A 12,667-nucleotide genomic window follows, 5' to 3' on the forward strand; every position below is an offset into this window, starting at 1 on the left:
GCCCGGGCGGGCCTCCGGCAGGCCTTCACCCCCGGCCGGCTGCCGGGCCGGACGAGCGCGACGGCCCGCCCGGTCTCCTGGGGCGGCACGCCCCTTGACGGCCTCCTGGGCGGTACGTCGGGCTCCGCGTCCGGAGCGGCGACTCCGCGGCAGCCTTCGCGCTCCGCTGCCCGGTCACAGGCCCATGACGTCGAACAGGGCCGACGGATCCGGTTCCGCCGCGTGGTCGAGGGCCTGCTCGGCCCAGATCACCTTGCCCCGCGGGGCGTAGCGCGTCCCCCACATGTCCGCGAACTGGGAGACGAGGAACAGACCGCGCCCGCCCTCGTCGGTGGCGCCCGCGCGCCGCGGCCGGGGCGAGGTGTTGCTGCCGTCGGCCACCTCGCAGACCAGCGTGCGGCCCAGCAGCAGCCTGACCCGCACGGGCGGAGCGCCGTAGCGGATCGCGTTGGTGAGGAGTTCGCTCAGGATCAGTTCCGTGCTGAACGCCACCCCGTCCAGCCCCCAGTCGGCGAGCCGCCGGCCCACCGCGCCGCGCACCTGGGACACGGCCGTCACCTCGAACGGGACCTCCCAGGTCGCGACGTGCGCGGGGTCGAGCAGCCGGGTGCGGGCGACCAGCAGCGCCACGTCGTCACGGGGGCGCTGCGGCAGCAGCGTCTCCACGAGGGCGCCACAGGTCTCGTCCGGTGTCCGGTCCGCGTGCGCGACGGTCGAGGCGAGCAGTTCGAGGCCCTCGTCGATGTCCCGTCCGCGCTCCTCGACCAGGCCGTCGGTGAACAGGATGAGACGGCTGCCCTCGGGCAGCTCCAGCTCGCCGGCCGTGAAGGGTTCCCCGCCGACGCCCAGCGGCGGTGACAGGGGCAGGGCGGGAAAGGTGACCGTGCCCGAGGGGTCCACCACGGCGGGCGGGAGGTGTCCGGCACGGGCGAACGTGCAGCGCCCGTCGACCGGGTCGTAGACGGCGTAGAGGCAGGTGGCGCCGGTGAGCGGTACCCGCTCGTCGTCGGCGGTCGCGGTCTGGCCGTCCAGCCGGGTCACCATCTCGTCGAGATGCCCGAGCAGTTCGTCGGGGGCCAGGTCCAGGGAGGAGAAGTTCAGTACGGCCGTGCGCAGCCGCCCCATGGTCACCGCGGCCTGCAGCCCGTGCCCCACGACGTCGCCGACGACGAGGGCCACCCGGAACCCGGGCAACGGGATGACGTCGAACCAGTCGCCGCCCACCCCGGACTGCGCCGGCAGATAGCGCGAGGCGATCTCCAGCACCTCCTGTTCCGGCAGGCCCAGCGGCAGCAGGTTGCGCTGGAGCGACACGGCCAGCGCGTGCTCCCGGGAGTACCGGCGCGCGTTGTCGATCGCGACGGCGGCACGGGCCACCAGCTCCTCGGCCACGGCGACGTCCTCGGCCTCGAACCGGGGGGTGCCCGCCCCGCGCCAGAAGTTGACCATGCCGAGGATCACCCCGCGCGCCTGGAGCGGCACCGTGATCAGCGAGTGGATGCCGTGGTCCAGCGCCCGCCGCGCCCCCTCGGGATCCTGCGCCCGCCAGTCCTGCGCGGCGTGCAGATCCGGCACCAGCACGGCCTTGCCCCGGCGCAGCGCCGCCACGGTCGGCGTCTCGGCCATCACGAACCGGATCACCTCGCCCACCGGCTGCAGGGGAGGGTCGCTCTCCACGGCACGCAGCGCGGTACGCCGCATCTCGCGCACCGCGCCCGTCGGCTCCTCGCCGCGCAGCACGGCGTCCAGCAGCTCCACGGAGACCAGATCGGACAGGCGCGGCACCGCCACCTCGGCCAGCTCCTCGGCGGTACGCCGCACGTCGAGCGTGGTGCCGATCCGCATGCCCGCCTCGTACAGGAACGCCAGCCGGCCGCGCGCCACCTCCGCCTGCCCGGACACGGCGCGCAGCTCCGTGGTGTCACGCAGGGTGGCCACCAGGCCCTGAGCGCCGCCGTACGGGGCGATGGGCCGGATGTTCACCGCCAGCAGCCGGCCCCCGGCCATCACGACCTCGTCGGAGGCGGGCTCGCCCGCCAGCAGCAGCCGCATGAGGTCCGGCGCCGGCTCCAGCTCGGTCAGCTGCCGCTGGTCGGCGTCGGCCGGCAGGTCCAGCAGCCGGCGGGCCTCGTCGTTGACGAGCAGGACGCGCCCGTCGCCGTCGACGATCAGCACGCCCTCGCGCACCGCGTGCAGCACGGCGTCGTGGTGCTCGTACATCCGGGTCATCTCGACCGGGCCGAGGCCATGGGTCTGGCGCCGCAGCCGCCGGCTCACCAGCGCCGCGCCGCCGGTCGCCAGCACCAGCACGCCCGCCGCGGCGCCGAGCAGCTTCGGCAGCTCCCGGTTGAGCACATGACCCACGTTGGCGTACTGGATCCCGGCGGTGACCATGCCGACCACGCGCCTGCTCGAATCCGTCACCGGGACGACCGCGCGCACGGCGTCGGCCGGCCGGCCGTGGTAGGTCTCGGTGAACGTCTCGCCCGCCGCGGCCCTGCCGACGCCCTCCGCCTTCGTGCCGATCAGGGCGGGGTCGGGGTCGGTGAGCCGGATCCCGTGTGCGTCGAGGACGCTGACGAAGTCGACGCCGGAGCCTTTTTGGACCTGCTCCGCCGCCGCTTCGAGCCGGGCTGAGGGGTCCGGTGACCGCAGGGCGAGCGCCGTTCCGGGCGCGTGCGCGAACGCCTCCGCCGCGGCCAGCGAGCGGTCCCTGGCGCTGCTCTCGGCGTCGTACCGCCCCTGCACCAGGAGGGCGGTGGCCGCCACGGCGACCAGGATCAGCATGATCAGCGCCTGGAAGAGGAAGACCTGCGCCGCGAGGGTGCGGAGGCTGAGGGACGACGAAAGGTGGCGTCGGTGCGGCGCCCCAGGCCCTCGACCAGGGGACGGACCGGATGTCCCGCGCGGGTCCGGCGGCGCCGCTCTCGCCCATGGCCGACGGGAACGTCCGCTCATCTCCCATTTCTAGCACTGGACCTCCATGACCGGCGACCGCTGTGCCCGCTCGGCGCGGCGGCCGGGCGGCCGGCCGCGGTCAGCGCCTGCGCAGGGCGCACGCCCTCTCCCCGGTGCGCTCGCGGAGCAGGATGCGCAGCGTGTTGGCGTGCTCGTAGCCGACCTTGCGGGCGATGGTCTCCAGCGGCAGGCCGGTGGTGCGCGGCAGATGAGCGGCGCGCTCGACGCGCAGGTCCCGCACGAAGCCGACGGGGGAGGTGCCGAGGGTGCGGCGCACCGCCCGCTGCAGCGTGCGCTCGCTGACGCCGACGGCCCGCGCCCCTTCGGCGATCGAGAGCGGCTGGTCCAGATGGGCGCGGGCCCAGTGTTCGAAGGCGGCGAGGACGGGGTCGGTCTGCGCCAGCGCGGCGACCGTCACCGCGGGGTGGCGCCTGCGGAAGCGGGGCGCGAGCCACCAGCTCGTCGTGGCGTGCCGCCCGTCGAGCACACCGGACTCCGCCAGCAGGAAGGTGCCGGTGCCGGCGGAGGCGACGGGCGTGCCGCGTTCGCGCGCCCCGGCCACCAGGCGCCGTACGGCGGCGGAGTCGGGGCCGGAGACATGGGCGAGCAGGGCGTCGGGCCGCCGCTCGGCCAGCGCCGGCACCAGCAGCAGGTCGGCGTTCTCGGCGGCGCTCACCGCGGCGGTCCCGACCAGGTGCCCCCCCCACCCGTACGGACCCGGCGGCGGAAGCCGGCCTTGGTGATGTTCCAGGGGGGCGGGGTCTCGGGAAGCTCGGTGCGCATCGCGTCTGCCGCGTCGAGCACATCGAGCAGGGCGGAGAGCCCGGAGTCGAACACACCGTCGTTGGCCTGGGGGCGGCGTCTTCGGCGGCCTAGGTTAGTTGGTGTCCGGACGATCTCCGGTGCCCGGTACCGGCACCCTGTCCGTCACGAAGACCACATCGGACGACACATCACGGGAGTACGCCATGACCAAGCTCGGACTGCTGGCCCGCATCGAGGCCAAACCCGAACACGCCGACAAGGTGGCGGCCCTGCTGCGGGACGCGGTACAGCTCGCCCGGCAGGAGGACCGCACCGTCACCTGGTTCGCCTTCCGGCAGAGCGAGACCACCTTCGGCGTCTTCGACACCTTCGACGACGAGGAGGGGCGTCGGGAACACCTCCAGGGCAAGATCGCCGCCGCGCTGGCGGACGCCGCCCCGACCATGCTCAGCGAGGCACCGGACATCCGCCCCGTCGACCTCCTGGCGGTCAAGCTCCCCTGACCCGCGCACCGCGTTCCCCTCCCGCGCCGGGCGGCACGCGCGCTCCGCGCCGCCGCCCGGCGCCCCCGCCGACACCGGGCCCCGACCCAGGGCCGCGAAGAACGGACAGCACCATGGCGCAGCACCCCACCCGCACCTATTGCGAGCGCCGGCGGGCGCAGCGGGGTCGAGCCGGCCCGGATGAGCCCGGACGGCCGGCTGCCCGAGCCCCCCATGGCCGGCACGCCCGGCTTCCGGCTGGTGGCGGTCGAGGAGGGCCTTGCCGTCTTCGAGGGCGATCCCGGTGAGCACCTGTACAACCCCATGGGCACGGTCCACGGAGGTTATACGGCCACCTTCCTGGACTCCGCGCTCGGCACCGCGATCCTCACCGCCCTGCCGGCCGGCCGCGCCCACACCACCGTCCAGCTCGGGGTGAACATGGTCAGACCGGTGTTCGCCGCCACCCCGACGCCGCGCTGCGAGGGCCGCGCCGTCCACGTCGGCCGGACGACGGCCACCGCGGAAGCCCGGCTCGTCGGGGCGGCCGACGGCAGGCTGTACGCGCACGGCACGGCCACCTGCGCCGTCTTCCCGGTGCCCGAGGCGGCCTGACAGCTCCGGGGTGGCCCCGCATGTCACCCGGCCCGCGACACGAATCGCCCGGTGATCGCCAGGGCCGCGGCCATGATGCTCAGCTGAGGGTTCACCTCCGGACAGCTCGGCAGCACGGATCCGTCGGCGATCAGCACGCCGTGCACGCCGCGCAGCCGTCCCTCGGGGTCCGCCGGTGACCGCTCCGGATCGGCACCGGCCCCCGCCGTGCCCGTGGGATGGAACGCGGAGACATGCAGCTGACGGGCGCTCACCGTGTCGAGCAGTGACTCCAGCTCGGCGGGGGTGCGGGCCCGCGGGGCCTGGGGCACCCCGGTCAGCACCTCCTCGGCGCCGGCGGCGAACAGCAGCTGCCCCATGGCACGCTGGGCCCGCAGCAGCCGGTCGGCGTCGCGTGCCGCGAGGGCGTACCGCGTGAGCGGGCGCTCCCGGCCGAGGACGCGGCCCGAGGGGCGGTCGGCGATCATGGCGCCGAGGGTCGCGAGCTGTTCGGTCCGCTCCAGCTCGCGGCGCAGTTCGCGGCCGATGCCCGGCAGGACGAAGGAGCTCATGCCCGGCGGTGCCGCGGTGGCCTCGATGAGGATGCCGTCGGCGCGCAGGTGCTCCACCCCGACGCTCTGCAGGACGCCCGGCCGGCCGGTGACCGGGCGGTCGAAGCGGCCCGCGACGCTGATGGCGGGATGCACGCTGAGGTTGCGGCCGAGCCGCGGGTGGCCGCCGAGACCGGAGCGGCGCAGCAGCGGCGGGGTGTGCAGCGCCCCGGCGGCGACCACGACCAGGGGGCTGAGTATCTCCAGTTCGCTGCCGTCCGGGCGGCGGACCAGCACGCCGGCGGCCCGTGGGCCGGCCGGTCCGTCGCGGTCGGTGAGGATCCGCCGTACCAGCGCGCCGGTCACGATGCGGGCACCCGCCGCGCAGGCGTCGGGCAGCACGGACAGCTGGACGCTCTGTTTGGCGCCGGTCGGACAGCCGACGACGCACTGGCAGGAGCCTTTGCAGCCAGGGGCGTTGCGGCGCAGCGGCGCGGCGCCCCAGCCCAGTTCCCCGGCCCCGGACAGGGCGAGCAGCCCGTTGTCGCCGAGGACGTCCAGCGGCTGCGGTGCCACCCGCAGGGCGCGTTCGACCTCGTCGAGCCGTGCGCCGAAGCCGTCGGCCGCGGCGAATCCGTGCTGGTCCAGCCAGCGCCCGACGACGTGGTCCGGTGTGCGGTAGCAGGTACCGGAGTTGACGACGGTCGTGCCGCCGACGGCCCGCCCGACGGGAAGCACCAGCGGCGGATCACCCACGGCGACGGTCGCGCCGCCGTCCCGGTAGAGGTCGATGAACCGGTCCAGCGGGGCCCGCCGGCCGAACGAGGCGGTGGAGTGGTGCTCGCCCTCCTCCAGGACGATCACGCGCAGGCCGGCCGCGGCGAGCGTACGGGCCGCCATCGCGCCGCCCGCGCCCGATCCGACGACGACCGCGTCGGCGGTGGAGCGGGCGGGCCAGTCGGCGCAGGGCGTGCAGTCGAGCGGCGGGTCCTTTGGGGCGGACACCGCGGGTGCGGGGCCGTGGTGCAGCATCCGTTCGGTGCCGGCGGCCAGCAGGAGGGGCACCTTGACCGCGTCCAGCAGCGGCAGCAGGGCCCGGCGCCCCGCGAGCGAGGCGAGGACCCGCTCCCGGTCCTGCGGGCCGAGACCGGACAGCCGCCTGCCCGTGCGGGCGACGGCGTACGCGTCGATAGCCGAGGCCGCGCCGCGCACCGCCGTGCGCACCGGTGCCGGCATGGCGCCGAGCAGTTCCGCGACGCGGTGGGGCACGGCCGCCGGCCACTCGGCCGTCCCGTCGTCGGCGAGGACAGCGGCCACAAGTCCGTTCATGGCGTGGGACGTTGTGCTCATCGGTCACCGACCTCCGCGTGCGCGGTGCCCGACAGGTGCCAGGCCGCCTCCGGCCGCCACCGCCCCCACCAGCGTTCAAGGCGCACCGTAGCGTCGGCCCGTTCGCTGTTGCGGCACACCGCGGCGGAACCGTCCGGATCGGTGTAGTCGAGGGTGAGCGTCCCCTCCGGCGGCTGCGTCACCGTCACCCGGATACGGCGCAGCCCCGCACGGCCCTCCACCCGCCAGCGCGGGAGGCCGATGACGGCGCGGAACCGGCCGAGGCCCGCCCAGCCCACGGCGGCCCGTTCCGCCCGCCGGGGCCAGGTGCGGCCGTCGCGGTACAGGCGCAGGAACACCAGTGGCGGCAGCCGGTCCAGTCCGCGCCGCGCCGACACCGCCGCGACGATCTCCAGCACGTCACCGCCGCCCAGGTCCGCGTGGAGCCAGGCCCAGCGGCGGGCGTTGCCGTGGCCGTAGATCCGGGCGCTCGCGCCGGGCGCGTCCGTGAGCCGCAGAGTGCCGGAGGCGTGGCGGACGGTTCCGCTGTAGCGGGCGCGGGCGGCGGGCAGCATGTGCGAGGCCGGCAGCCAGGGGCGCCGCCAGGACCAGCGCGGAAAGGTGTGCAGTGGGGGTCCTTCGGACTCCTCGGTGAGCGTCCAGCTGAACGGCCCGGCGGAGCCGGTGAGACGGCCGGCGGCGGCACTGGTGTCGGCGGTGGCGAACCCGGCCGCCCGGCCGGTCCAGGGGGTGGGGCCGAAGCGCGCGTGCTCCGCCGGGCCGTCTTTGGGGAACACGGCGATCCAGCCGTGCACGTAGGCGGGTGTGCCGTCGAGGGGGGCGACGAGTTCGTGGTGCAGCCACAGGCCGCTGCCCGTCGCCGGATCGGTCAGGGTGGTGTACCAGACCTCCGTCCGCCCCGGTGTGCCGTCCCAGCGCGGCGCCAGGTACCGGCCGGCCTCGGGCTCGGCGGTTCCTGGCTCGGCGGTCCCGGTGTCCCGGGGGAAGCGGAAGCCGGCGAGGAAGGGCAGCAGGCCGGTGGCGACGGGGAAGCGCAGGGTGCCCTCGCCGACGCGTTCGCCGGCCTCGTAGAGGGTGTACGGCAGGACGGTCAGCGAGGACAGGGGGCGCTTGAGCGACACCGACTTCCAGCCGTCCAGCAGTAGCCGCCGGCCCCCGAGGGAGAAGCGGAGGCGGTAGCGGATCCTGCGGCGGGCCAGCGGCGAGATCTCCAACTCGCCCTCGGCACCGGGGTCGTCGGCCAGGCCCGCTATCCGGACCCGCCCGGTGAGCCGTGCCCGGGTGGTGCGGTGGGGGAGCATGAGGCTGTCGGCACGGGCCAGCAGGTCCAGCCGCACCGGACGGTCGGCGCCCTCACCGGTCAGGCGGACCCGGCCCGGCATCGTCTCCCGGAACGTCGTTCCGCGCGCGGTCACCGGGCCTCCCCCTTGCGCCCGCCGGCCCGCGCGAGCCCTTCGAGCATGAGGCGTTCCGTCGTCGACAGGTAGTCACCGGCCGCGGCGCGCGCGGCCTTCTGGTCGCCCGCCGCCACCGCCTCGACGACCGGCGCCAGACGGTCGTGCGCGGCCCGCGGGTCCTGGAAGGGGCCGACCAGCGCGGCACGCACCGGCAGATACGCGTTGAACAGGGTGTTGGTCAGCAGGACGTAGACACGGTTCCCGGTGGCGCGGGCCAGGGCCCGGTGCACCTCGGCGTCGGCCAGCTGCGCGGGGTCGCCGCCGTCCGCCCGCCCGACGTCCGCGAGCAGCCGGCGCAGCGCGGCGACGTCCTGAGCCGTGGCCCGGGTGGCGGCCCGCTCCGCGATCAACGCGCCGATGCCGCGCCGGACTTCGAAGATCTCGCCGATCCAGTCGGGGCTGTGGCGCACCAGCATGGGCAGCAGATCGGCCCCGCCGAGGCGCAGGAAGTCCCGTACGCGGGTGCCGACTCCGTGGCGCGTCTCCAGCAGTCCCGACTGGACGAGCCGGCCGAACGCGTGCTTGAGCGTGGTGCGGGTGACCCCGAACCCGTCGGCGAGTTCGCGCTCGGGAGGCAGATAGCTGCCGGCCGGGTGGCGCCCGGCGAGGATCTCCTCGCGCAGCTTCTTCTCCAGTACGTCGACGATCGTCTCGCGCGGCAGTGCTTCCACCCGGGCCTCCAGCGATGCAGTGGTTCAGTGGCTGAGCCACTCAACCAATATGGGTCCATGGAGTCAATGGCCGTGCCGGAACATGCCGTTGAGTGGAGCAATACCGGCGTGCCGCGGCCCGGCCCCTCAGGCTGGAGCGTTGTCGAGTTGCTGTGACAGGAGTCCGTGTGCGCAGACCACGTATGCCGAGTCGTGGACATACCGGTCGGGAGCCGGAGGGAGGGGCCGGCGCGCTGACGCGGTTGCCGGAGCCGCCCGCATGGATGAGGTGGCTTCCGGTCCTGTACGTCGTGGTCCTGCTGCTGCTGGAGCCCGTGACACCCGTGGAGTGGCCGGTCAGCTTCGTGCTGATCGCCCTGCCGCTGGTGACCGCGTTCGCCCACGGCCCCGCCGTCGTCGCCGGCTCCGCGGCGTTCGCCGTCTTCCTGGAAGGGGTGCTGGCCGGCACGCCCTGCTGCGCCGGCCGGGAGGTCGGCTACCTGTGGGACCGCCACTACGTGGCCGCCTACATCTGCACCGCACTGGTCGGCGTCCTCGGCACGATCCTGGCCGCGCACCGCACCCACCGTGAGCGCACCCTGGCCGACGTGCGCTTCGTGGCCGACATCGCACAACGGGTCCTGCTCAGACCGGTTCCCCACCGGATCGGCAGTCTCCAGCTGGACAGCCTCTACCTGTCCGCCGCCGCGGAGGCGCGCATCGGCGGCGACCTCTACGAGGCCGTCCCCACCGGGTACGGGGTCCGGCTGCTGATCGGCGACGTCCGGGGCAAGGGGCTGCTGGCGGTGGAGACCGCCGCCGCCCTGCTCGGCGCGTTCCGCGAGGCGGCGCACGACGAACCCGCGCTGCCCGCCCTGGCCGCGCGGGTGGAGACCAGCATGGACCGCAGGGCGACACAACTGGGCGGACACGAGGTGGTCGAACGGTTCGTCACCGCCGTCTTCGTCGAGATCCCCCCGGAGGGACAGCTGATCCGCGTCGTCAACTGCGGCCATCCGCCCCCGGTCCGCATCCGCTCCGGCGAGGTGCGCGAACTGGACCGGGGACACTCCGCTCCGCCCCTGAACCTCGGCATGCTGCTGGGGGAGCCGTACCACGTCGACACCTACGACTTCCTGCCCGGCGACCAGCTCCTGCTGTACACGGACGGCATCACCGAGACACGCGACGCGAACGGCACCTTCTACCCCCTGCTCCAGCGCCTCGGCAGCTGGCGCACCCTCCCGCCCCGGGGGCTGCTGGAACGGCTCCACCAGGACCTGCTCGCCTACAGCGGCAACCGGATGCAGGACGACATCGCCGCGCTCGCCGTCCGGCTCCCCGCCGACGAACCCTCCCTGCCGCCGCCGTCACCGGCCGGCTGAGCGCGGATCGCCGCCGGCCGGGCGCCCGGTGCCGCTCAGAAGGCCGTGTGGGCGAACCAGCGGTCGAGGAGCGCGGCGTCGCCGGAGACCGCGAAGGCGGACTCCCGGTAGGACCGGCGCCCGTAGAGCAGCAGCAGAAGATCCGCCGCCCGCCCGCGTACGACCGCGTCGGGCGGCCCGGTCTCCGCGTCGCCGTCGGCCGGCAGCAGCCGGAAGCCCTCCGGGTCCAGCCGCACCCGCCACTCCTCACCCGCGGTGCCGTCCGCGGTGGCGCACCGGAAGGCGATGGTCTCGCCGGTACCGCGCAGCTTCGTCACCCCAGGGGCGAAGACCCCCGCGTACGGCAGGTTGACGAGGAACTCGTCGACGGCGTCCGCCGCCAGCGCGGGGTCGACGTCCCACTCCCGGCCGACGGCGCGCTCCGCGTCCACCCGGTGCACCAGCGTCTCGCAGAGCATCCGGCGGACCCAGAACCGCGCGTGCTGGTCCTCGCCCCAGGCCCACATCGCGGTGTGCGGATCCGTCTCCCGCAGGGCGGCCGACACCTCGCTCGCCCCCGCGGCCACCCAGTCGGCGTAGTCCCGCGGCTGTTCGGGCAGCCCCAGCTCCACCTCGCGGCTGCGCGGCGGTTCCTGGACGCGCCGGCTCACCAGTGCGCCGAACCAGCGCTGCACCGCGCCCACATGCCGGCTGAGATCGGCCAGTGTCCAGTCCGGGCAGGAGGGCACCGCATCGGCCGGGTCGGCGCCCCGCACCACCTCGGCGAGGCGCTGGGACTCGCGCTCGATCGCCGCGAGGTAGGTGTCGTAGGGCAGGGGATGCCCCGCCCTGCTGGTCGTCGCCATCTGCTGCCGCCGTTCTGTGCGTGGGCCGATCTCCGTCGCGATCAGTGTGGAGCCTGGAGCCCACTCCAAGCCAAAACGACACCGGCGACCCCGGCGGCGGGGTGACCTGCCGGTACCCGCGCCGGTGCCGTGCCCGCGCCGTACGGCGGACACGGCACCGGGCGGCTGTCCGCCCGGCGGTCAGGGCTGGGCGGCCAGTTGGAAACTCTGGGTGCTGGAGCCGTCGCAGGCCCGCTGGGTGAGCTGGACGCTGTCGGTGGCGGAGCCGGACGCCGTCAGGCACTTGCCGCTGTGCCGGGCGGTGAAGTGGTACCGTCCGGCGGCCTCCTTCACCGGCTGCCACTGCTGGTTGGCGCCTCCCGCGTAGGACCACAGCTGCAGCGGCGCGTTGTCGGCGGTGGACCGGTCGACGACATCGAGGACCTGCTGCGGATTGCCGCGGGCGGTGATGCGCAGATAACCGCTGTCGGTGCCGCGGAACTGGAACTGCTGGGCCGCGGTGCCGTTGCACGCGTACTGCTGGACGACGGTCCCGTTGGCGGTGCCGGCCGCGCGGGTGTCGACGCAGGTTCCGTTCCCCTGGTTGCGCACGGTGTACCAGGCGGTCTCCGAGATCCCGTCCCCCGGCGGCTGACCGGCGGCAGCCCCGCCCAGCCACTTCAGCCCGTCCAGGAGGAACCGGTTCTGGGTCGCGCTGGCGAACGTGGACGACAACGCCGTGTTCGTGTCGTAATTCATCGCGTTGTGGCCGAAGTTCGCGTACAGCATCCGGTACTTGGTGTTCGTCCACAGGATCGGGTAGTAACCGCTGTACCAGGTCTGGTTGGGATCGGTGCCGAGCGGGAAGCTGCTGGGGTCGATGGAGGCCAGGATCTTGATGTCCGGGTTCTGGCGCAGATCGTTGGACCAGCTGTACCACTCGCTGACGGACGAGGTGAAGGTGGCGGGCAGGTTCGCCGTGGCGGGGTGGGTACGGTCCTCCACCCGCAGGACGGCCGTGGTCGGCCCCCAGGTGTTCGACTTGAAGTTCCCGCTGCCCAGGAACTGGTTGTGGTACCAGGACCAGCTCTGCGCGTCGGTGGTGAAGGCCGACACGTGGAAGCCCATCCACGCTCCGCCGCCACGCATGTACTGCTCGAAGCCCGAGCGCTGGGCGGCCGACTGCGGGAGGTCGTCGAGGAAGAGGACGACCTGGTAGGCGTTGACGCCGCCGTTCGCCAGGAGGTCCCAGTTGTTGCTCGCGGTGTAGGTGAAGCCGTTCGCGGCCGCCTGCCGGGGGAACCAGTCGTTGGCTTCGTGGACGAAGTTGATGTGGGCGGCATCCCAGGTGCCGCTGTAGAGCGCCAGCACACGGAACGGCTCGGCCGCCGGCGCGGCCTGGGCGGGTGGCTGCGCCACCAGACTCATCAGCGCGGTGAGCAGAAATGCCAGCCACACGGAGACGCGCGCCGCACCCGATCTCGCCTGTTGCATCCGATGTTCCCTTCAGGGGGTGGAGGGACCGGCATGAGATGTTCACATACGTGACAGCTGAGCGTATGTATAGAAGCCGCTGCTGGCCCGTGAACCTAAAGGTCTGAACCAGACACGTCAAGAGGTGACGTCATCAACGCTCGCTCCGCACGGATGA

At 74.1% G+C, this 12,667-nt stretch carries 11 protein-coding genes; 3 read left to right on the forward strand and 8 right to left on the reverse strand.

Annotation, left to right across the window (positions count from 1 at the left end; translation table 11 throughout):
• Positions 1 to 174 precede the first annotated feature (174 nt).
• The 3 genes from ACF073_RS22600 to ACF073_RS22610 form a co-directional block, all read right to left on the reverse strand.
• Positions 175 to 2,787 (reverse strand): SpoIIE family protein phosphatase, encoded by a 2,613-nt coding sequence (locus ACF073_RS22600; RefSeq protein WP_392072642.1) that lies wholly within the window; start codon positions 2,785 to 2,787, stop codon positions 175 to 177.
• Between the two features lie 250 nt (positions 2,788 to 3,037).
• The gene (locus tag ACF073_RS22605; protein ID WP_392072644.1) at positions 3,038 to 3,634 is read right to left on the reverse strand and encodes a helix-turn-helix domain-containing protein; all 597 of its coding nucleotides are present in this window, start codon (positions 3,632 to 3,634) and stop codon (positions 3,038 to 3,040) included.
• Complete coding sequence (locus tag ACF073_RS22610; protein WP_392072646.1) at positions 3,631 to 3,795, reverse strand: hypothetical protein; 165 nt, start codon at positions 3,793 to 3,795, stop codon at positions 3,631 to 3,633. Before ACF073_RS22610 ends, ACF073_RS22605 begins: the two co-directional genes overlap by 4 nt.
• A 131-nt stretch (positions 3,796 to 3,926) precedes the next feature.
• Here ACF073_RS22610 and ACF073_RS22615 point away from each other — a divergent pair, with 131 nt between their 5' ends.
• Positions 3,927 to 4,226, forward strand: coding sequence for a putative quinol monooxygenase (locus tag ACF073_RS22615; RefSeq protein WP_392072648.1), 300 nt, complete (start codon positions 3,927 to 3,929; stop codon positions 4,224 to 4,226).
• Positions 4,227 to 4,406: 180 nt separating this feature from the next.
• Positions 4,407 to 4,820 (forward strand): PaaI family thioesterase, encoded by a 414-nt coding sequence (locus ACF073_RS22620; RefSeq protein WP_392072650.1) that lies wholly within the window; start codon positions 4,407 to 4,409, stop codon positions 4,818 to 4,820.
• A 23-nt stretch (positions 4,821 to 4,843) separates the two neighbouring features.
• On the opposite strand, the gene ACF073_RS22625 is transcribed toward ACF073_RS22620, so the two are convergent.
• Genes ACF073_RS22625 through ACF073_RS22635 form a run of 3 tightly spaced genes read right to left on the reverse strand, consistent with a single transcriptional unit; the run spans position 4,844 to position 8,828 of the window.
• Complete coding sequence (locus ACF073_RS22625; RefSeq protein ID WP_392072652.1) at positions 4,844 to 6,679, reverse strand: GMC family oxidoreductase N-terminal domain-containing protein; 1,836 nt, start codon at positions 6,677 to 6,679, stop codon at positions 4,844 to 4,846.
• Between the two features lie 17 nt (positions 6,680 to 6,696).
• Positions 6,697 to 8,115, reverse strand: a complete 1,419-nt coding sequence (locus tag ACF073_RS22630) for a hypothetical protein (protein ID WP_392072654.1) — start codon at positions 8,113 to 8,115, stop codon at positions 6,697 to 6,699.
• A complete protein-coding gene (locus tag ACF073_RS22635) occupies positions 8,112 to 8,828 on the reverse strand; it encodes a FadR/GntR family transcriptional regulator (RefSeq protein WP_392072656.1) in 717 nt (238 codons plus the stop codon). Before ACF073_RS22635 ends, ACF073_RS22630 begins: the two co-directional genes overlap by 4 nt.
• A gap of 263 nt (positions 8,829 to 9,091) precedes the next feature.
• Between ACF073_RS22635 and ACF073_RS22640 the strand changes: the two genes are divergently transcribed.
• A complete protein-coding gene (locus ACF073_RS22640; protein ID WP_392072658.1) occupies positions 9,092 to 10,192 on the forward strand; it encodes a PP2C family protein-serine/threonine phosphatase in 1,101 nt (366 codons plus the stop codon).
• Between the two features lie 35 nt (positions 10,193 to 10,227).
• Here ACF073_RS22640 and ACF073_RS22645 read toward each other — a convergent pair whose 3' ends face one another.
• Positions 10,228 to 11,037, reverse strand: a complete 810-nt coding sequence (locus ACF073_RS22645) for a maleylpyruvate isomerase family mycothiol-dependent enzyme (protein WP_392072660.1) — start codon at positions 11,035 to 11,037, stop codon at positions 10,228 to 10,230.
• A 180-nt stretch (positions 11,038 to 11,217) separates the two neighbouring features.
• Positions 11,218 to 12,510 carry a ThuA domain-containing protein gene (locus ACF073_RS22650; protein WP_392072662.1) on the reverse strand — a complete coding sequence of 431 codons (1,293 nt, stop codon included), beginning with the start codon at positions 12,508 to 12,510 and terminating at the stop codon, positions 11,218 to 11,220.
• Between the last annotated feature and the right edge of the window lie 157 nt (positions 12,511 to 12,667).

Source organism: Streptomyces sp. NPDC015171 (genome assembly GCF_043079545.1).
Lineage (GTDB): Bacteria > Actinomycetota > Actinomycetes > Streptomycetales > Streptomycetaceae > Streptomyces.